The sequence below is a fragment of the Massilia eburnea genome (genome assembly GCF_009720745.1).
Taxonomy (GTDB): Bacteria; Pseudomonadota; Gammaproteobacteria; order Burkholderiales; family Burkholderiaceae_D; genus Rugamonas; species Rugamonas eburnea.
The window spans coordinates 108110-126658 of record NZ_WNKX01000002.1; the positions used below are offsets into that span (position 1 = coordinate 108110).

The following is an 18549-nucleotide window of genomic DNA, read 5'->3' on the forward strand; positions in this document are numbered from 1 at the left end:
CAGGTTAAGTTTTATTCAGGGACGACAACGCCCATCGAAACGATGTACTTCAGTGCGGCATCGACGCTCATATCGAGTTCGATTACGTCTTTTTTCGGCATCATCAGGAAGAAGCCGGAAGTCGGGTTGGGCGTGGTGGGCACGTAGACGGAGATGTATTCGCCGTCCAGGTGCTTCTGTACTTCGGTGGCCGGTGCGCCGGTCAGGAATGCGATGGTGCGCGAATCCGCGTGCGGGTAAGGCACCAGCACGGCCTTGCGGAAAGCATTGCCCGAATCGGAGAACAGCGTATCCGATACCTGCTTCACGCTGCCGTACAGGGAGCTGACCACCGGAATCCGGTGCAGCAGCTTTTCCCACTGCCTGACGACGAAATTGCCGACCAGGTTATTGGTCAGCAGGCCGGTGATGAACACAATCAGCACGGTCAGGATAGTGCCCAGGCCCGGGATATCGAAACCGATCAGGGTACGCGGCTGCCAGCGCTCCGGAACGATCAGGAGCGACTGGTCCATGGTGCTGATGATGATGTTGAGCACCCAGGCGGTAATCGCCAGGGGGACCAGGATCAGCAAGCCGGTAATGAAATATTTGCGCATCGTGTTCCTTGTGCGGGGTAATTACGCCTCGCTGGTGGACTTCGCAGGTGCAGGCGCAGGCGCCGGAGCAGCTGCCGCCGGAGCTTCGGTTTTAGGCGCACTGGCGACGCCGGTTGCCGGGGCGGTGCCGCCACGGAAATCGGTGACATACCAGCCCGTGCCTTTCAATTGGAAGCCGGCCGCGGTCAGTTGCTTCTTAAAGGTGGATTTGCCGCAGGAAGGGCAATCCGTGAGCTGCGGATCGGAGATCTTTTGCAGCACATCCTTGGCAAAGCCACATTCCTCGCAGCGGTAAGCGTAGATTGGCATCTATTACTCCGCAAAAAACATCAAAACCCTGAATTATAAAGCTTTTTTCCGGCGCCAGGCCATCCACCGCTCCTTGCCCTGGAATACGGGGATGGAGTCTTCTGCCGGTTCGTCCCACTCTTTGGTGAAGTGAGCGCTCATTAACTGTTCCAGCTGCTGCCTGTCGGCGCCGAAAGGCGGCCCTTTCGGGCTGATGTCGAAGAAGAAGTAGCCCAGCAGCAAGCCGTCTTCCGGCAGCAAGTCAGCCCAGCGCTGTACCACGCGCGGCCACATGTCGCGCGGCATGGCGCAGAGGAAGGCGCGTTCGTAGATCAGGTCGAGCGGCTGCGCTGGCTGGAATTCGAAGAAGTCGGCCTGCACCACATGCTCGCGCCAGCGGCCGAGGGCTTGTTGCGCCGCAGCAACGGCGGAGGGGGAGAAGTCGATGGCGGTGGCGTTCCAGCCGGCTTCGCAGAAGGCCTGCAGTTCGTAGCCGGTGCCGCAGCCGGGGATGAGCACCGAACCCCGGCAGTTCGGTGCCTGACCCTGCGGGTCAGGCACTTGTGTACCGGTTTGCAGCCAGGCGGAGAGCTGCCCCGGCACCCCACCCCGATCCCACGGCATAAACTCCGCCTCAAACCGCTGATCCCAAAACTCCGCCGTGCGCGGATCGCGGTTAGTGAAGTCGGGCATAAGCCACGTACGCCACAGCGCCCAGCACAAACGACCCGACGAAGAACGCGAAGAACGACAGCAAGCGATTGGTATGCCGCTGCTCCGCCACCAAATGCGCCAGCAGCTGCTTGGTTTCCACATCGCGTTCCGCCGCCAGTGTCAGCGCCTGGTGCGCCAGGCGCGGCAGCTGCGGGAAGATATGCGAATAGCGCGGCGCCTCGGCCTTGAATTTCTCCACCAGCCCGCGCCAGCCCACCTGCTCCGCCATCCAGCGCTCCAGGTAAGGCTTGGCCGTCTTCCACAGGTCCAGGTCCGGATCGAGCTGGCGGCCCAGCCCTTCGATATTCAGCAGCGTCTTCTGCAGCAGCACCAGCTGCGGCTGCACTTCCACATTGAACCGGCGCGAAGTCTGGAACAAGCGCAGCAGCACCTGGCCAAACGAAATATCCTTCAGCGGACGGTCGAAGATCGGTTCACAGCAAGCGCGCACCGCCGCCTCCAGTTCGTCAACGCGGGTTTCTTTCGGCGCCCAGCCGGATTCGATGTGCGCCTCCGCCACGCGTTTGTAATCGCGGCGGAAGAAGGCCAGGAAGTTCTGCGACAGGTAATCCTTGTCGTAATCATTGAGCGTGCCGACGATGCCGAAATCGAGCGCGATATAGCGGCCGAACGATTCCGGCTCGATCGACACCAGGATATTCCCCGGGTGCATATCGGCGTGGAAGAAGCCGTCGCGGAACACCTGCGTAAAGAAGATTTCCACGCCATCGGACGACAGCTTTTTCAGATCAACCCCGGCCTCGATCAGGCGGTCGATCTGCGATACCGGAATACCGTGCATGCGCTCCATCACGATCACATTGCTGGAGCAATAGTCCCAATACATCTCCGGCACCAGCAATAGCTTCGATTCGGCGAAATTGCGGCGCAACTGGCTGGCGTTGGCCGCTTCGCGCATCAGGTCCAGTTCATCGTGCAGGTATTTGTCGAACTCCTGCACGACTTCCTGGATTTTCAAGCGCTTGGAATCCGCCCACACGCGGTTGATGAAGTTGGCTGCGATATGCATCAGGGCCACGTCTTCATCGATCAATTTCTTCATGCCCGGACGCAGCACCTTGACCGCCACTTGCGTGCCATCCTTCAACGCCGCAAAGTGCACCTGCGCGATGGAGGCCGAAGCCACCGGCACGCGCTCAAAGCGCGCAAACAATTCATCGGGGTGCGCACCCAGCGACTCTTCGATCATCTTGATCGCCAGGTTGGAGTCGAACGGCGGGACGCGATCCTGCAGCTTGGACAGCTCGGCCACGATATCGAGCGGGAACAGGTCGCTGCGGGTCGACAGCACCTGGCCGAATTTCACGAAGATCGGCCCCAGCTCCTCCAGCGCGCGGCGCAGGCGCACGGCCCGCGGCGTCGACAGGTCGCGCCAGAAGAACGCCACATCGAGGAATTTGCTGATGCGCGGCTTGTCAAAGCCCGAAATGGCGATTTCGTCCAGCCCGTAGCGGACGGCGACGCGGACGATCTTGAACAGCCGGAGGAATTTACGGATCATTTAGCCAGTTTTTGTTCGAGTTTTTCCAGGCGCTTGCTGGCGCGTTCCACGTCATCGCGGAAGCGCGTGACATCGGCAGCAAAGCTTTCCGCCGTTACCGGGCGGATCAACAGCGGGTTCTCGTCGAGGAAGTATTCCGCGACATTCTCGGCCACTTTACGCTGGCCGTTGCGCGCGCCCTGCACTAACGCCTTTGCGCCTTGCACCAGGCGCACTGCCGCAATCGGGCCGACCAGTTTTTCCAGGTCGTATTCGGCTTCCCAGCGCAGCGATTGCGACAGGTGCGAAATGGCATTGGCGAATTCGGCGTCGCCATCGATCTGCACATAGGAGAAGGCGCGTTCGCGGTTTTGCGCGATCAGCGGCAAGTCGCTCAGTTTCAGGCGGATCGTTACCGCTGCTGCCGCATCGCTGCCTGCTGCCTCCACCATGCCGTCCGCGGCCACGCGCAGGCGCAGCACGGCCGGGCTGGCGTCGATCACGGCGACCTTGCCTGCGTGGAGCTTGAGCTCAGTGCGCGCCCATGGCTCCTGCGCCAGCAGGTGGTTGATGGTGGCGGCGGCGGGAAGGCTCAGGCCGGGCAGTTTGGGAGGGAATGGCAACATGTTTTTCGTCTTTTTAAACCGGCAACCGCGGCAGTCGCGTCTTAGGTGTCAGACTCCGGGGGCCTGACACCGGTGTGCCGGTTTTAGCCGGGTTACACAAAACAAAACCGCCCCGGAATTCCAGGGCGGTCTCGATCTTACCAGTTACAGCGCCAACTCACGCAAGCTGCTGGATGCCAGCCAGCATCCAGCCGGTGCTACCGTTGAGCGGCTTCACCAGATTCCAGACTTCCTGGAACGGTTCCGGCAGCGCGTCTGAGGCAGGTTTCATCTTGCCCCAGAACTTCACGCTGGCCAGCGTATCCTTGCCATCGCTCTCCATGCCCAGCAGTTCAGCATCGATCGCCACCACATCGGTGTACTCGGCTTGCGCGCCGCGCTCCTGGATCTGCATGCGCAGCTCGGCAAACACTTCCGGCGTGGTAAAGGTACGGATATCCTCCACATCAGCCTTATCCCAAGCCGCCTGCAAGCGGATGTAGTTGGACTTGGCAGCGCGCAGGAAACCTGGCGTGTCGAAATCAGCCGGCACGCCCCAAGGCGTGTGCACCGCAGGCGCCGCCAGTGGCTGCACCACCGGCTCGAAGGCCGCAGGCTGCTGCTGGCTCAGGCCGGAACCGATTTCCGGCGTCGCCGAGCCGCCACCGCTATAGCCGCTGAATGCGGGCTGCAGCGCCGGCTGCGACTTACGGCGCAGCATACCGACGATGAAGAAGATCACGCCGCCGATCAGGGCGATCATCAGGATCGAGCCGATGGCCGATGCCATGGCGCCGCCCAGGCCGAAGTGCGACAGCAGTGCCCCCAGGCCGAGGCCCAGCAGGGCACCGCCGAGCAGGCCTTTCCACATGCTTGGCTTCTGCACCGGGGCAGGAGCCGCTGGGGCAGGAGCAGCGGTGGCGGGACGGGCCGCTGCCGGCGCTGCAGCAGTCGAGGCCGCCGTCGGCGCTGTCGGCGCCGCAACAGGTGCGGTCTGGCGCGGCATGCTGCTGACGTTAGCGGACTGGCGGCCGAAGGACTTGCCGCCGCCCATTGGGCGTGCCGACAATTCGCTCATCATGCTCAGGGCGGTCAGCGCCATCATCGCGCCGGCCAGGAACTTCTTCATCTTCATTGCTTGAAAACTCACATTTTGATGCCGGTGTGGAGAGCGGCCACACCCGCCGTCAGATTGTAATACTGCACACGCTCCAGACCCGCCGCCTGCATCATGGTCTTCAGCGTTTCCTGGTCAGGGTGCATGCGGATGGACTCGGCCAGGTAGCGATAGCTCTCGGCGTCGTTGGCCACTTTCTGGCCCATCCACGGCAGCACCGTGAAGGAGTAAAAATCGTAGGGCTTTTGCAGGAGCTGGTCCACTTTCGAAAATTCCAGCACCAGCAGCTTGCCGCCCGGCTTCAGCACGCGACGCATTTCGGAAAGTGCAACATCCTTGTGCGTCATATTGCGCAGGCCGAAAGCCACGCTGACACGGTCGAAGTAGTTATCCGGGAATGGCAACTTCTCCGCATCGCAAATCAAAGTGGGGGTAACCAGGCCCTTATTCAAGAGACGGTCACGGCCAACGCGCAGCATCGACTCGTTGATATCGGTCAGCCAGACTTCGCCGCTCGGACCCGCGGCTTTGGCGAACGCCTTGGCCAGGTCGCCGGTGCCGCCCGCGATGTCGAGCACCTTCATGCCCGGACGCACCGCCGCATTAGCAATCGTGAACGCCTTCCAGATGCGGTGCAGGCCGCCGGACATGAGGTCGTTCATGACATCGTACTTGGCGGCGACGGAATGGAAGACCTTGGCGACTTCCTTGACTTTATCGTCTTCGTTGACGGTTTTATAACCGAAATGGGTGGTGTTGGTCATATTAAAGGTGCCTAATGTTTGCAGCATTATACATTTGTGGGGTGGCGCACAGATTTTGATGAGGCTTGTCAACCAGAATGCTCCTCGGGTCGTTTTATGGCTCAGACACTTTGTCGTACTTAGGAGATTTCAGATGGAGCTTCAGCAAAAATTGCCCGCGGACATTTTTTTCCCGGATATCGACGAAGCCACCAAGCAGTTCATCGATGCCACCCGCGCCCAGTCGCGCGCCCTGGCGTCCGCTGAACCGCATCCGATGACCTTCAACGTTGAGGCAATCCGCCGCCTGACTCCAGAGGCCCGCGCCGCCTTCCGCTATATCTGGGAACGCGAACAGCAGCGCTACGAAGAGTTCCAGCGCCGCAAAATGATGGTCAACTGATTCTCCTCCCAGCCACACCCGGCGTCCGCGCCGGGTGTCGGAAAATTTTACATTTCCACAACATTGCAACCGAGTCAGCCTTGCAATTTGCTTGCAAGTAATTGATTTGTTTCCGTTTTTCAGTCTGAGTTTCTAGGCTGGAACGAAGATTGCTCTTCCCTCAGCGTTCGTCCAATAACTGAGGGAAAATATGTTAAAAAAACAAATCGCAGCAATCGTCGCCGTCCTGGCTTGCGCCGGCAGCGCCCACGCAGCCTACCTGCCGGTTGGTCCGGTCAACGACGTGTCCTACAACACGGTCGTGAACAACTGGGGCTGGTCCCTGATCAGCAGCAGCAACTACGGCAGCAACGTGTCGATCGCCGACCTGTTTGCGGGCCACGGCGACTACGTGATGATTGGCGCCATGCATAAGGATTCCGGCGTGATCGACGTCCTGTCCGGCGCGCTTTACACCGACGTAACCACCTACACGACGCAAAACGCTGTGCACGTCGCCAATGGCACCGAATGGTATTTCAACGCTTTGTCGATGGGCTTTGCCGGCCTTGGCGATACCGTTTGCCAGACCACCGCTGATACCTGCGGCATGTCCGAGCGTGACCGTCTGAGCTGGCACACCACCACGCAGGCAAACACCTGGGCCCAGACTGACGCCGTGGCGCCATCGTACGTTTTCAACGGCTGGCGCAGCGGCGCCAACGTCTGGATTTACGATAACACCGACTGGACCCGCGTCGTGTTCACCGCCAGCGACCTGGCAGATCCTGCCAGCCAAGTGCCGGAACCGGCTTCCCTGGGCCTGGTCGGCCTGGGTCTCGCAGCATTGGCAATGCGCCGCCGCAAGTCCCGCTAATTAGTGGTGATGGCCGCAACCGTGCGGCTTGGCCGATGCGCCAGGCAGTACGGTTCCTGGCTCGCGGCCAGAGTCGCCCGGGAAACCGGCGGCTTCCAATCGCTTCAGGTAATCGGCCCAGTGGTGCTCCATGCGGGCGCCCAGGCCGTATAGATAATCCCAGGTGTAGAGGCCGGAATTGTGGCCGTCGTCGAAAGTCGGCTTGACGGCGTAATTGCCGACCGGCTCGAGGTTGGTCATCGCCACATCGCGCTTCCCGACTTGCAGTACTTCCTGGCCCGGTCCGTGGCCCTTCACTTCCGCCGACGGCGAATACACGCGCAGCAGCTCGAATGGAATATTGAAGCTCGCGCCATCGTCGAAAGAGATTTCGAGGTAGCGCGATTTGCTGTGGACTGTCAGGCCGGTTGGTGTGTTCATTTCAAGTTCAGGATGATCGCCGCGCGCAGGGCCGGCAGCAAGGCCGCGCGCGCTGCCACGGCGGCCGGATCGGCTTCGCGCTGCTTCGCGCCCCAGGTCGGGTTCGGGAAGTGCGCATCGTCAGTGTAACGCGGGATGACGTGCCAGTGCACGTGCGGCGTCATATTGCCGAAGCTGGCCACGTTGACTTTATGCGGCGCCATGGTCGTGCGCTGCGCCTGTTCCACCGCCCACACGGTTTTCATTACGTGGCCGCGGTCTTCCGGCGACAGGTCGGTCATCTCGCGCACGTGCTCATGCCACACCACGCGGGCGTAGCCGGGATAGCCCGGCTCGTCAACCAGCACGACAGCCAGGCGCTCGTCGCGCCAGACCAGCGGGCTCGCAGCGCCGGCAGGCGCCGCGTCAAAGCTGGCCAGCAGCTTGCACAGGTCGCAATTTGCGTTCGTCATACCAGGACCCTTTCGATGCCGCCATCATTGGCGCGCGCCACGTAATCCACCAGCCAGTTGTCGCCCAGCTTGTGCTTGGCGATCTCGATCACGATGTAATCGGCGGTAGTGCCGGAATCGTCGTTGTAGCGGGTCAGGCCCTGCATGCAGGATGGGCAGGACGTCAGGATCTTGACGTCGCCCTTGAAGCCGTCGGCGCGCAGCTTGTCCGCGCCCGACACCATCTCCTGCTCCTTGCGGAAGCGGACCTGGGTCGAAATATCCGGACGGGCATTGGCCAGCGAGCCCGATTCGCCGCAGCAGCGGTCGTTCTTCTCGATCTTCACGTTGTCGATGGTGGACACCAGCGCATTCACGGTCTTGATCGGATCCTGCTGCTTCATCGGCGTATGGCAAGGATCGTGGTACATGTAGCGCGTGCCTTCCACGCCTTCCAGCTTGACACCCTTCTCCAGCAGGAACTCGTGGATGTCCATGATGCGGCAGCCTGGGAAGATCTTCTCGAACTCATAGGTCGCCAGCTGGTCGTAGCAAGTGCCGCAGGACACCACCACGGTCTTGATATCCAGGTAGTTCAGCGTATTCGCCATGCGGTGGAAGAGGACGCGGTTATCCGTCATCATCTTCTCGGCCTTGTCGAAATCGCCCGCGCCACGCTGCGGGTAGCCGCAGCACAGGTAGCCTGGCGGCAGCACGGTCTGCACGCCTACTTCCCACAGCATGGCTTGCGTTGCCAGGCCAACCTGCGAGAACAGCCGCTCCGACCCGCAGCCCGGGAAGTAGAACACCGCCTCGGTATTGGCATTGGTCTTCTTCGGATCGCGGATGATCGGGATCATCTTGTTGTCTTCGATGTCCAGCAGCGCACGCGCGGTCTTCTTCGGCAGGTTGCCCGGCATCTTCTTGTTCACGAAGTGGATCACCTGCTCGCGCACGGCCGGCTTGCCGACCGTCGGAGGCGGCGCCTTGGTCTGCTTGCGCGCCACGGCCTTGAACACTTCGTGCCCCAGGCGCTGCGCCTTGTAGCCCCAGCCGATCATGGTCTGGCGGGTCGCGTTGATGGTCGCGGGATCGGTCGCGTTCAGGAAGAACATCGTCGCCTTCTTGCCCGGATTGAACGACCGCTTGTTCATCTTGCGCAGCAGGTTACGCATGTTCATCGACACGTCGCCGAAGTCGATATTGACCGGGCACGGCGTAGCGCACTTGTGGCACACGGTGCAGTGGTCGCTGACGTCTTCGAATTCTTCCCAGTGTCGAATCGAGATGCCGCGGCGTGTCTGCTCTTCGTACAGGAAAGCTTCGATCAGCGATGAGGTGGCGAGGATCTTGTCGCGCGGCGAATACAGCAGGTTGGCGCGCGGCACGTGGGTCGAGCACACCGGTTTGCACTTGCCGCAGCGCAGGCAGTCCTTGACGCTGTTGGCGATGTCGCCGATATCGCTTTGCTGCATGATCAGCGATTCGTGGCCCATCAGGCCGAAGGACGGCGTGTAGGCGTTTTCCAGCGTCGCCTCCATGCCCGGCAGGTTGAGCAGCTTGCCCTTGTTGAAGCGGCCTTCCGGGTCGACGCGCTTCTTGTACTCGCGGAATGCGCCGATTTCTTCATCGGTCAGGAATTCCAGCTTGGTGATGCCGATGCCGTGTTCGCCCGAGATCACGCCGTTCAGCGAACGGGCCAGCTTCATGATGCGCGCGACTGCCTTGTGCGCATCCTGCAGCATTTCGTAATGGTCCGAATTGACCGGCAGGTTGGTGTGCACGTTGCCGTCGCCGGCGTGCATGTGCAGCGCCACGAACACGCGGCCGTGCAGCACGCGCTTGTGGATCGCCTGCGCTTCTTCGAGGATCTGCTTGTAGGCGCCGCCGTTGAAGATCTGGCGCAGCTGGGCGCGGATTTCCTGCTTCCAGCTGATACGCACGGTGCGGTCTTGCGCTACGTCGAACAAGGTCGCTTGCGGCTGGTGCTGCAGGCGGTCGTCCAGCGCGCCGGCCAGGTGCTGCAGGCCCAGCGCCAGCAGGTCGCCGCGCACATCGGCCAGCGGTTTGTCCAGGTTGGCGAGGATGAACGTCCAGCGCGCGTGCACCTGGTCCACCAGCGCCAGCGCCTGGGCCTGGCGGTCGCCCAGCATTTCGTCGTAGCCGACCTTGTCGTCGGACGCATCGTCGCTCTTGCCGATCGGGAGCTTGTCAGCCGCCAGGAATTCGCGCAGTTCTTCCGCCAGCTGAAGCTTGTTCTTGATCGACAGCTCGATGTTGATGCGTTCGATGCCGTCGGTGTATTCGCCCATGCGGTTCAGCGGAATCACCACGTCTTCATTGATCTTGAAGGCGTTGGTGTGCTTCGCGATCGCCGCGGTGCGGGCGCGGTCCAGCCAGAATTTCTTGCGTGCTTCCGGGCTCACGGCCACGAAGCCTTCGCCGACACGGGTGTTTGCCAGGCGCACCACTTCGGACGCGGCCAGCGCCACGGCGCCTTCATCGTCGCCGACGATGTCGCCGAACAGCGCCATTTTCGGCAGCACGCCGCGCTTGGACTTGGTGGCGTAGCCGACGGCGCGCAGGTAGCGCTCGTCCAGGTGCTCCAGGCCTGCCAGGCGGATGGTCTTGAACTGCTCGCCCTGCGCCGGCAAGCCGTCCAGGTAATCCTTGATTTCGACGATCGACGGAATCGCATCGCGGGCCTGGCCGAAGAATTCCAGGCAGACGGTGCGCGTGAACTTCGGCATCTTGTGCAGGATCCAGCGGGCGGACGTGATCAGGCCGTCGGTGCCCTCTTTCTGCACGCCCGGCAGGCCGGCCAGGAATTTGTCGGTGACGTCCTTGCCCAGGCCTTCCTTGCGGAACTTGCGGCCTTCGATCTCCAGGATCTCGGTCTTGAACGGCTCGCCCTTGGCTTCACCACGGCCGTTCGGATGCGTCCATTCCAGCTTGAAGCGCGCCAGCGGCGTATCGTGGATCTTGGACAGGTTGTGGTCCAGGCGCGTGACTTCCAGCCAGTCGCCGTTCGGGTCCACCATGCGCCACGAAGCCAGGTTGTCCAGCGCGGTGCCCCACAGCACCGCCTTCTTGCCGCCCGCGTTCATGGCGATATTGCCGCCGATGCAGGAAGCGTGGGCCGAAGTCGGGTCGACCGCAAACACGAAGCCCGCCTTCTCGGCCGCTTCGCTGACCTTGTTGGTGATGACGCCCGCTTCCGAATGGACGGTCGCGTACTCGCGGTCCAGGCCGGGCAGCACTTTCATTTCAACGGCGCCCAGCTTGAGCAGCTTCTCGGTGTTGATCACGGCCGACAGCGGCGTCAGCGGAATCGCACCGCCGGTGTAGCCGGTGCCGCCGCCGCGCGGGATGATGGTCAGGCCAAGTTCGATGCAGCCTTTCACCAGGCCGGCCATTTCATCTTCGCTGTCCGGGGTCAGCACCACGAACGGATACTCCACGCGCCAGTCGGTGGCGTCGGTCACGTGGGTGATGCGCTTCATGCCGTCGAAGCAGATATTGTGCTTCTCGGTGTACTTGCCCAGGACTTTCTGCGTGCGCTTGCGCAGGTCGTACATCTGGCGGAATTCTTCGCCGAAGTCGGCCACTGCCTTGCTGGCGGCGCGCAACAGCTTCTCCACGTTGCCGCTGCGCTTCTGCGACTCGGCATCGGCGGCATCGACGGTGTTGCGGCGCTTGTCCACTTCCGTCAGGCGGTGGTGCAGCGCGTCGATCAGGGCCTGGCGGCGCTTGGGGTTATCCAGCAAGTCGTCCTGCAGGTAAGGGTTGCGGCGCACGACCCAGATATCGCCCAGCACCTCATACAGCATGCGTGCGGAGCGGCCAGTCTGGCGGGAAGCCCTCAATTCATCCAGCAACGCCCAGGACTCTTCGCCCAACAGGCGAATCACAATCTCGCGATCGGAGAAGGACGTGTAGTTGTACGGAATTTCCCGCAAGCGGGTAGGGGCGTGACCATCTGGCGATTCGGCGAGCAGTGCCTGGATTTGTGCTGGTGCGTTCATTATGCGAGGACGGGGGAGCTGACGCTGGGACAGGACATTCTATCTTATTGCGGCGCACAAGATGGGAACAGCCTTAGTAGGCATCAGGGTTCCGTTAACGTCAACCACCTGAATAATGCATGGCAAATGCGCAGCCAAACCATTGTTCATTCAGAAAATATCGCCAATTTCTCATCGCAATTTTGCATCATTGCTGCTATGCGGAAGTTTATCCGCCAAGCGTATGCGCCAGCGAGCGCCAGAAGCCATCCGGCACGTACAACAGCAGGGACGTCATGGTCAGGTAACGCACGCCTTTGCCGATCGCCATATACAGGGTCGATGGCCAGAACGGCAGCTTCAGCCAGCCGCCAAGCGTGCACAGCGGGTCGCCGATGCCCGGCACCCAGGACAGCAGCATGGTCTTGGCCCCATAGTGCGCCAGCCAGCCAAACCAGCGGCTGGAGCGTTCTTCAGTGAAGGCCTTCTTGGCGTAATAGCCGATCCAGTAATCGACCACGCCGCCCAGCGTATTGCCCAGGGTGGCGACCGCCATGGCCGGCCAGAACAGCTCGGGATTGGCTTTACAGACGGCAAAGACAGCGGGCTCCGACCCCAAGGGCACCAGTGTGGCCGAAACAAAACTGATGATAAATACCGAGGCCAGCCCCACTTCGGGCGCCGCCAAAAGGTTCAGCAGCCAGTGGATAGCGTGTTCAATCATGGCTTCAATTATAATCATCCATACCAAGCTCTCTGCACGTTAGACAGCCCGCCACCCGCATACCCGCATGGCAGGCGTGCGCCTCCTCCGGTTACCCGCCGTTGACAGTCTTTGCACCACACCTTTTACTTTGCAAACCATGACTATCGACTACCTGAAGAAAATCCTGACTTCCCGCGTCTACGACGTGGCCCATGAAACTTCGCTTGAACTGGCGCCGATTCTCTCGCAGCGAATTGGCAACCAGATTTACTTCAAGCGCGAGGACATGCAGGACGTCTTTAGCTTCAAGGTACGCGGCGCTTACAACAAGATGGCGAATCTGAGCGACGCGCAATTGAAGCGCGGCGTCATTTGCGCCTCGGCCGGCAACCATGCGCAGGGCGTTGCCCTGTCCGCAGCCAAACTCGGTTGCCGTGCACTCATCGTCATGCCGGCCACCACGCCGCAGCTGAAAGTTGAATCCGTGCGTCGCCGCGGCGGCGCCAGCGTGGAAGTGGTGCTGCATGGCGAGTCCTATACGGACGCCTACAACCACGCCCTGCAGCTGGAAAAAGAACAGAAGCTGACCTTCGTGCATCCGTTCGACGATCCGGAAGTGATCGCCGGCCAGGGCACGATTGCCATGGAAATCCTGCGCCAGCATTCCGGCCCGATCCATGCCATCTTCGTGCCGATCGGCGGCGGCGGCCTGATTGCGGGTGTAGCCGCGTATGTGAAGCAGCTGCGCCCGGACATCAAGGTGATCGGCGTGCAGACCATGGATTCGGACGCGATGGGCCGTTCGCTCAAGGCAGGCGAGCGCGTGACATTGTCCGACGTCGGCCTGTTTGCGGACGGCACCGCAGTGCGCCTGGTGGGCGAGGAAACCTTCCGCCTGGCGCAGCAGTTCGTCGACGAGGTGATCGTGGTCGATACCGATGCGATCTGCGCAGCGATCAAGGATGTGTTCACCGATACGCGCTCGATCCTGGAGCCTTCGGGCGCGCTGGCCGTTGCCGGCGCCAAGGCTTATGTGGAACGTGCTGAGATGAGCAAGTATCCGATCAAGGGCGAGACGCTGGTGACCGTGTGCAGCGGCGCCAATATGAACTTCGACCGCTTGCGCTTTGTGGCGGAGCGCGCGGAGCTGGGCGAGGCGCGCGAGGCGGTGTTTGCGGTCACCATTCCGGAACAGCGCGGCAGCTTCAAGCGCTTCTGCGGGCTGGTTGGTCCACGCAATGTGACCGAGTTCAATTACCGTATCAGCGACAAAGAGCAGGCGCACGTATTTGTGGGTGTGCAGATTGCCGACCGCAGCGAGTCGTCGGCCATTGCGCGGCGCTTTGAGGAGAATGACTTCAAGACGCTTGACCTCACGCACGATGAATTGGCCAAGTCGCACCTGCGCCACCTGGTGGGAGGCAAGAGCGAGCTGGCGAAAGATGAATTGCTGTATCGCTTTGAGTTCCCGGAACGCCCGGGGGCGCTGATGCGCTTCCTTGATTCGATGGAGCCGGAGTGGAACATCTCGCTGTGCCATTACCGCTCGCAGGGCGGGGACGTGGGGCGGATCCTGATCGGCTTGCAGGTGCCTGCGCAGGATGCGGAGAAATTCACCCAGTTCCTGGCGACGCTGGGGTATCGCTATTGGGATGAGTCGCAGAATCCGGTGTATAAGCTGTTCCTTTAAACCCGGTAAACCAGGGTCTGACCCAAGGGTCAGACCCTGTCTGCGCCGCCGCCAAGGGTTTGAGTTGTGCGCCGTTGATCTTCTCAACAAGAACCAACCCCGCGCCCCCAAGACCGTTGGGGGTCTGACCCTTGGGTCAGACCCGGGTTTACCGGGTTTCAGGTAAACTGTCGAACATGAACCTCCCAGAGCACTCCCCCCTCGGCAAAACCTCCGCCTACCGCACCGACTACGCGCCAGAACTGCTGTTCCCCATCCCGCGCCAGGGCAAGCGCGATGAGCTGGGCCTGAAAGGCACCCTGCCCTTCTTCGGCGTGGACATCTGGAACGGCTACGAGCTCTCCTGGCTGAACATGCGCGGCAAGCCGCAAGTGGCGGTGGCGCGCTTCACCATCCCGGCCGACTCGCCGAACTTGATCGAATCGAAATCTTTCAAGCTTTACCTCAATTCCTTCAACCAGACCAGGCTGGCCGGCCCGGATGCGCTGAAAATGCTGCTGCAGCAGGATTTGTCGGCCGCCGCCGGCGCCAATGTGCACGTCACCCTGACCATGCAGGAAGACTTCGCCAAGCTGGAAATGGGTGAACTCGAAGGCCAGCTGCTGGACCGCCTGGACATCGACGTCGACAACTATTCGCCGCAGCCGGAAACCCTGAAAGCCAACTTCGACGAACTGCCAGTAGAGGAAACCCTCGTTTCCCACCTGCTCAAGTCAAACTGCCTGGTCACCGGCCAGCCCGACTGGGGCAGCGTGCAGATCAGCTACTACGGTCCGCAGATCGACCAGGAGAGCTTGCTCAAGTACCTGATCGGTTTCCGGGAGCATAATGAGTTCCATGAACAGTGCGTCGAGCGCATCTTTACCGACATACTACGTCAATGCAAGCCTCAACATTTGACGGTGTATGCCCGATATACCCGTAGGGGCGGCCTTGATATCAACCCATGGCGCACCAACTTTAGTAGTGCACAGCGGCCGTCCAATTTGCGCAACGCCCGCCAGTAAAAGGTTTTTCCAACGGGAAACATTGCGTGAAATTCGAGTTACACGGCTGAGAAACAAGCCTATAATGCGCTCGCAACAGCACCTAATGTCGTGTCATGAATAACCTGAGCAAAATCCTTTCGCTAGAGAACGTCCAGCTCGACCTGGAAGTCTCCAGCAAAAAGCGCGCTTTCGAGCAAGCCGGCCTGATCTTTGAGAACAACTGCGGCATTGCTCGCTCCACCGTTTCGGACAACCTGTTCGCGCGCGAACGCCTGGGCTCCACCGGCCTCGGTCACGGCGTGGCGGTACCGCACGGGCGCATCAAGGGTTCCAAGAGCCTGAAGGCGCCGCTGGCCGCCTTCGTCCGCCTGGCTGAGCCGATTCCTTTCGAATCGCCGGACGGCAAGCCGGTGAACCTGCTGTTCTTCCTGCTCATCCCTGATCACGTGACACAGCAGCACCTCGAAATCCTGTCCGAGATTGCGGAAATGTTCTCGGACGATGCCTTCCGCCAGGCCCTGACGGAAGACCCGGACCCGAAATCGGTCTACAGCCGCATCGTCAACTGGCAGCCTAGCCTGCAAGCGGCAGGTTGAACATGCTGCAAACGCCGCTGACGATCCAGAGACTGTACGACGATAATCGCGAAACCCTGCAGCTGGGCTGGTTCGCCGGCTTCCCTGGCGGCGAGCGCCTGATCTCCGGCGACGTGGCTTCGGCCGCCGACCAGGTCGGCCACTTGAATACCATCCACCCTGGACGCATCCAGGTGTTCGGCCACCAGGAAATCAACTACTACCAGCGCCTCAAATCGCTGACGCGCGCCCATGTGATCGGTGAGCTGATCGCGGGCGGCCCACCGGCGCTGATCATCGCCCAGGGCCTTGAGACCCCGCCGGACATCCTGGCGATCTGCGACGAAAAGAATATCCCGCTGTTCTCCACCCCGCTTCCGGCGGCACAGGTGATCGACTTCCTGCGCGTCTATCTGTCGAAAAAGCTGGCGCAGCGCATCATCATGCACGGCGTATTCATGGACGTGCTGGGGGTGGGCGTGCTGATCACCGGCGACTCCGGCCTCGGTAAATCCGAACTGGGTCTTGAATTGATTTCACGTTCGCACGGCCTGGTGGCCGATGATGCGGTGGAATTCGCGCGCATTGCACCGAACATGATTGAAGGCCGCTGCCCACCGCTGCTGCAAAACCTGCTGGAAGTGCGCGGCCTGGGCCTGCTCGATATCAAAGCGATCTTTGGCGAGACCGCCGTGCGCCGCAAGATGCGATTGAAACTGATCGTGCACCTGGTGCGCCGCTCGGCGCTGGAAGAAGAAGTGGAGCGACTGCCGTTCCAGTTCCCGACCGAAGACGTGCTGGGGCTTCCGATCCGCAAGGTCGTGATTCCCGTCGCCGCCGGCCGCAATATCGCGGTGCTGCTGGAAGCCGCGGTACGCAACACCATCCTGCAGTTGCGCGGCATCGACACCCTGCAAGAATTCATGGAGCGCCAGCGCCAAGCCATGTCCGGCGACTGATGGTACTATCAGTCACATGCGAATCGTCCTACTCACTGGTATTTCCGGCGCAGGCAAGTCCGTTGCGCTGAACGTGCTCGAAGACACAGGTTACTACTGCGTCGACAACCTGCCGCCCGCGCTGCTGCCCGACCTGGTCAACCGCCTTGCGTTGGACGGCACGTCGGCGCTCGCCGTTGCGGTCGATGCGCGCAGTGCATCCAGCCTTGCCAGCCTGCCCGGTGAATACCGCAAGCTGAAAGAGGACGGCCACGAGGTCAAGGTGATCTTCCTTACCGCGAACACACACTCGCTGGTGGCACGCTTTTCGGAAACCCGCCGCAGCCATCCCCTGTCGCATGAAGTCCACCCGGGCCAGAATCCTGCCGGCCGCCGCACGCTGATTGAAAGTATCGCCGAAGAACGCGAACGCCTGTCTGCCATCCAGCAGCTTGGCCACGTGATCGACACTTCGGAGATGAGCGCCAACAAGCTGCGCGCCTGGATCAAGGACCTGGTGCACAGCGAAAACGCGCCGTTGACGCTGCTGTTCGAATCGTTCGCCTTCAAGGTTGGCGTGCCGCTCGACGCCGACTTCATGTTCGACGTGCGCGCCATCCCGAATCCCTATTATGACCTGGCGCTGCGTCCGCTGAACGGCCGCGACGCGCCAGTGATCGCCTTCCTCGATGCACAGGAAAGCGCGGAAGAGATGTTCCAGGATATCAAAAACTTCGTCACCAAATGGCTGCCGCACTTCAAGCGCGACAACCGTTCCTACCTGACGGTCGCGGTCGGCTGCACTGGCGGCCAGCACCGCTCAGTCTATATGGCTGAACGCCTGGCGCGCCATTTCGCACCGGTCGAAACCGTGGTGCTGCGCCACCGCGAGCAAACCTGAAGACCGCAGGTTCATCCAGCCACTTTGGCGCCTACACGGAGGAATCAGCCTTGACGGCAAAACACCTGCGGTAATCTCGCGGTGCCACGCCAAGGGTGCGCTGAAACACTGACCGTAGGCGCTCCTCGTTGCCGAAACCGCACAGCCGCGCGATTTGCTCCACTTTGCGCGGCGAACCCTCCAGCATGCGGCGCGCAGCTTCTATCCGCAACACCTCCACGCCCTTGGCAGGAGTGCGCCCCGTTTTCTGTTTATAGACGCGAGCGAAATTGCGCGGGCTCATATTCACCCGCTCTGCCATGACCTCCACCGACATCGGCTCAAGCGTCAAGTTATCCATGATCCAGAGATGCAGGCGTTCGAAAAGTTCCCCCTCCTCCGACTGCGCCAGCAAAAGTTCGCTGAACTGTGCTTGTCCACCGGGGCGCTTGAGGAATACCACCAGCTCGCGCGCCACCTGCATGGCGATGGCGTGTCCGCAATCGGCTTCCACCAGCGCAAGCGCGAGATCGACGCCCGCACTGACACCGGCCGAAGTCCACACCGCCTGCTGCCGCACGAAGATTGCGTCGCTATCGACTTCAACAGATGGGAAGCGCTCCCTGAGCAAGTCGCACATGGCCCAATGCGTGGCCGCGCGCTTGCCGTTAAGCAGCCCTGCCTGCGCCAGCAGGAACGTGCCGCTGCATACAGAAACCGTACGGCGCGATTGCGAAGAAGCCTGGCGCAACCAGTCCGTCAGCTTCTGTTGCAGCCACTGGATACGCGGCATGTGCGGCGAGCCTGGAACGACAATGGTATCGACGTCCATCGGGTCGAAGGCGTCGAGCGGCTCCGTCATGATTGCCAGCCCCTCTGCGGAGCCTACCAGTCCCCCACTCACACTGGCCGTATGCAGCACATAGCCTGCCTGGCCACGCGCGCGCAAGCGCTTGTCGGCTGCCCAGAACACGGTCTGGGGACCGGTCAAATCAAACAGGCCGACTTCCTCATAAGCCAGGAAAAGCACCAGGCGGGACGTTGGCAGGAATTCAGGGGTATTCGTCATTTCAGCTGATTCTCCGTCGCC

19 protein-coding genes are annotated in these 18549 nt (G+C 61.3%); 7 read left to right on the top strand and 12 right to left on the bottom strand.

The window, feature by feature from the left end; translation table 11 throughout:
• Positions 1–11: 11 nt before the first annotated feature.
• From GM658_RS02960 to ubiE, 7 genes are all read right to left on the bottom strand, one after another.
• Complete coding sequence (locus tag GM658_RS02960; protein WP_155452533.1) at positions 12–599, bottom strand: DUF502 domain-containing protein; 588 nt, start codon at positions 597–599, stop codon at positions 12–14.
• A gap of 21 nt (positions 600–620) precedes the next feature.
• On the bottom strand, positions 621–908 hold the full coding sequence (locus tag GM658_RS02965) for an FmdB family zinc ribbon protein (protein WP_155452534.1): 288 nt from the start codon (positions 906–908) through the stop codon (positions 621–623).
• Between the two features lie 33 nt (positions 909–941).
• Positions 942–1580, bottom strand: a complete 639-nt coding sequence (locus GM658_RS02970; RefSeq protein ID WP_155452535.1) for a methyltransferase — start codon at positions 1578–1580, stop codon at positions 942–944.
• Entirely contained in the window at positions 1564–3123 is a 1560-nt protein-coding gene (ubiB, locus tag GM658_RS02975) for a ubiquinone biosynthesis regulatory protein kinase UbiB (protein WP_155452536.1), read from the bottom strand. The genes GM658_RS02970 and ubiB overlap by 17 nt, the downstream gene beginning before the upstream one ends.
• A complete protein-coding gene (locus GM658_RS02980; RefSeq protein ID WP_155452537.1) occupies positions 3120–3728 on the bottom strand; it encodes a ubiquinone biosynthesis accessory factor UbiJ in 609 nt (202 codons plus the stop codon). The genes ubiB and GM658_RS02980 overlap by 4 nt, the downstream gene beginning before the upstream one ends.
• A gap of 157 nt (positions 3729–3885) precedes the next feature.
• Positions 3886–4842 carry a Tim44 domain-containing protein gene (locus tag GM658_RS02985; RefSeq protein ID WP_155452538.1) on the bottom strand — a complete coding sequence of 319 codons (957 nt, stop codon included), beginning with the start codon at positions 4840–4842 and terminating at the stop codon, positions 3886–3888.
• 11 nt (positions 4843–4853) lie between these two features.
• Positions 4854–5588 carry a bifunctional demethylmenaquinone methyltransferase/2-methoxy-6-polyprenyl-1,4-benzoquinol methylase UbiE gene (ubiE, locus tag GM658_RS02990; protein ID WP_155452539.1) on the bottom strand — a complete coding sequence of 245 codons (735 nt, stop codon included), beginning with the start codon at positions 5586–5588 and terminating at the stop codon, positions 4854–4856.
• 133 nt (positions 5589–5721) lie between these two features.
• On the opposite strand from ubiE, the gene GM658_RS02995 reads away from it, so the two are divergent.
• Both GM658_RS02995 and GM658_RS03000 read left to right on the top strand, forming a co-directional pair.
• Positions 5722–5970 (top strand): hypothetical protein, encoded by a 249-nt coding sequence (locus GM658_RS02995; protein WP_028101568.1) that lies wholly within the window; start codon positions 5722–5724, stop codon positions 5968–5970.
• 190 nt (positions 5971–6160) lie between these two features.
• Positions 6161–6826: a PEP-CTERM sorting domain-containing protein gene (locus GM658_RS03000; protein WP_155452540.1), complete on the top strand. Its 666-nt coding sequence runs from the start codon at positions 6161–6163 to the stop codon at positions 6824–6826.
• Here GM658_RS03000 and GM658_RS03005 read toward each other — a convergent pair whose 3' ends face one another.
• From GM658_RS03005 to GM658_RS03020, 4 genes are all read right to left on the bottom strand, one after another.
• Positions 6827–7246, bottom strand: a complete 420-nt coding sequence (locus GM658_RS03005; protein ID WP_155452541.1) for a gamma-butyrobetaine hydroxylase family protein — start codon at positions 7244–7246, stop codon at positions 6827–6829.
• Positions 7243–7698, bottom strand: a complete 456-nt coding sequence (locus GM658_RS03010; protein ID WP_155452542.1) for an HIT family protein — start codon at positions 7696–7698, stop codon at positions 7243–7245. The genes GM658_RS03005 and GM658_RS03010 overlap by 4 nt, the downstream gene beginning before the upstream one ends.
• Positions 7695–11702 carry a DUF3683 domain-containing protein gene (locus GM658_RS03015; protein WP_155452543.1) on the bottom strand — a complete coding sequence of 1336 codons (4008 nt, stop codon included), beginning with the start codon at positions 11700–11702 and terminating at the stop codon, positions 7695–7697. Before GM658_RS03015 ends, GM658_RS03010 begins: the two co-directional genes overlap by 4 nt.
• Positions 11703–11910: 208 nt before the next feature.
• Positions 11911–12405, bottom strand: coding sequence for a YqaA family protein (locus GM658_RS03020; protein WP_155452544.1), 495 nt, complete (start codon positions 12403–12405; stop codon positions 11911–11913).
• A gap of 139 nt (positions 12406–12544) precedes the next feature.
• Here GM658_RS03020 and ilvA point away from each other — a divergent pair, with 139 nt between their 5' ends.
• The 5 genes from ilvA to rapZ all read left to right on the top strand — a co-directional run bounded on the left by ilvA (position 12545) and on the right by rapZ (position 17480).
• Positions 12545–14077, top strand: coding sequence for a threonine ammonia-lyase, biosynthetic (gene ilvA, locus GM658_RS03025; RefSeq protein WP_155452545.1), 1533 nt, complete (start codon positions 12545–12547; stop codon positions 14075–14077).
• Between the two features lie 176 nt (positions 14078–14253).
• Complete coding sequence (queF, locus tag GM658_RS03030) at positions 14254–15084, top strand: NADPH-dependent 7-cyano-7-deazaguanine reductase QueF (RefSeq protein WP_155452546.1); 831 nt, start codon at positions 14254–14256, stop codon at positions 15082–15084.
• Positions 15085–15179: 95 nt separating this feature from the next.
• Complete coding sequence (locus GM658_RS03035) at positions 15180–15662, top strand: PTS sugar transporter subunit IIA (RefSeq protein WP_028101575.1); 483 nt, start codon at positions 15180–15182, stop codon at positions 15660–15662.
• Between the two features lie 2 nt (positions 15663–15664).
• Entirely contained in the window at positions 15665–16600 is a 936-nt protein-coding gene (gene hprK / locus GM658_RS03040; RefSeq protein WP_028101576.1) for an HPr(Ser) kinase/phosphatase, read from the top strand.
• Between the two features lie 16 nt (positions 16601–16616).
• Positions 16617–17480, top strand: a complete 864-nt coding sequence (gene rapZ / locus GM658_RS03045; protein ID WP_155452547.1) for an RNase adapter RapZ — start codon at positions 16617–16619, stop codon at positions 17478–17480.
• Positions 17481–17511: 31 nt separating this feature from the next.
• On the opposite strand, the gene GM658_RS03050 is transcribed toward rapZ, so the two are convergent.
• Positions 17512–18528, bottom strand: coding sequence for a GlxA family transcriptional regulator (locus GM658_RS03050; RefSeq protein WP_155452548.1), 1017 nt, complete (start codon positions 18526–18528; stop codon positions 17512–17514).
• Positions 18529–18549 lie beyond the last annotated feature (21 nt).

What these genes read in the sequence shown, in the direction of transcription:
- GM658_RS02960 (WP_155452533.1), bottom strand. Translation starts at nt 599, where the DNA reads ATGCGCAAATATTTCATTACCGGCTTGCTGATCCTGGTCCCCCTGGCG.
- GM658_RS02965 (WP_155452534.1), bottom strand. Translation starts at nt 908, where the DNA reads ATGCCAATCTACGCTTACCGCTGCGAGGAATGTGGCTTTGCCAAGGAT.
- GM658_RS02970 (WP_155452535.1), bottom strand. Translation starts at nt 1,580, where the DNA reads ATGCCCGACTTCACTAACCGCGATCCGCGCACGGCGGAGTTTTGGGAT.
- ubiB (WP_155452536.1), bottom strand. Translation starts at nt 3,123, where the DNA reads ATGATCCGTAAATTCCTCCGGCTGTTCAAGATCGTCCGCGTCGCCGTC.
- GM658_RS02980 (WP_155452537.1), bottom strand. Translation starts at nt 3,728, where the DNA reads ATGTTGCCATTCCCTCCCAAACTGCCCGGCCTGAGCCTTCCCGCCGCC.
- GM658_RS02985 (WP_155452538.1), bottom strand. Translation starts at nt 4,842, where the DNA reads ATGAAGATGAAGAAGTTCCTGGCCGGCGCGATGATGGCGCTGACCGCC.
- ubiE (WP_155452539.1), bottom strand. Translation starts at nt 5,588, where the DNA reads ATGACCAACACCACCCATTTCGGTTATAAAACCGTCAACGAAGACGAT.
- GM658_RS02995 (WP_028101568.1), top strand. Translation starts at nt 5,722, where the DNA reads ATGGAGCTTCAGCAAAAATTGCCCGCGGACATTTTTTTCCCGGATATC.
- GM658_RS03000 (WP_155452540.1), top strand. Translation starts at nt 6,161, where the DNA reads ATGTTAAAAAAACAAATCGCAGCAATCGTCGCCGTCCTGGCTTGCGCC.
- GM658_RS03005 (WP_155452541.1), bottom strand. Translation starts at nt 7,246, where the DNA reads ATGAACACACCAACCGGCCTGACAGTCCACAGCAAATCGCGCTACCTC.
- GM658_RS03010 (WP_155452542.1), bottom strand. Translation starts at nt 7,698, where the DNA reads ATGACGAACGCAAATTGCGACCTGTGCAAGCTGCTGGCCAGCTTTGAC.
- GM658_RS03015 (WP_155452543.1), bottom strand. Translation starts at nt 11,702, where the DNA reads ATGAACGCACCAGCACAAATCCAGGCACTGCTCGCCGAATCGCCAGAT.
- GM658_RS03020 (WP_155452544.1), bottom strand. Translation starts at nt 12,405, where the DNA reads ATGATTGAACACGCTATCCACTGGCTGCTGAACCTTTTGGCGGCGCCC.
- ilvA (WP_155452545.1), top strand. Translation starts at nt 12,545, where the DNA reads ATGACTATCGACTACCTGAAGAAAATCCTGACTTCCCGCGTCTACGAC.
- queF (WP_155452546.1), top strand. Translation starts at nt 14,254, where the DNA reads ATGAACCTCCCAGAGCACTCCCCCCTCGGCAAAACCTCCGCCTACCGC.
- GM658_RS03035 (WP_028101575.1), top strand. Translation starts at nt 15,180, where the DNA reads ATGAATAACCTGAGCAAAATCCTTTCGCTAGAGAACGTCCAGCTCGAC.
- hprK (WP_028101576.1), top strand. Translation starts at nt 15,665, where the DNA reads ATGCTGCAAACGCCGCTGACGATCCAGAGACTGTACGACGATAATCGC.
- rapZ (WP_155452547.1), top strand. Translation starts at nt 16,617, where the DNA reads ATGCGAATCGTCCTACTCACTGGTATTTCCGGCGCAGGCAAGTCCGTT.
- GM658_RS03050 (WP_155452548.1), bottom strand. Translation starts at nt 18,528, where the DNA reads ATGACGAATACCCCTGAATTCCTGCCAACGTCCCGCCTGGTGCTTTTC.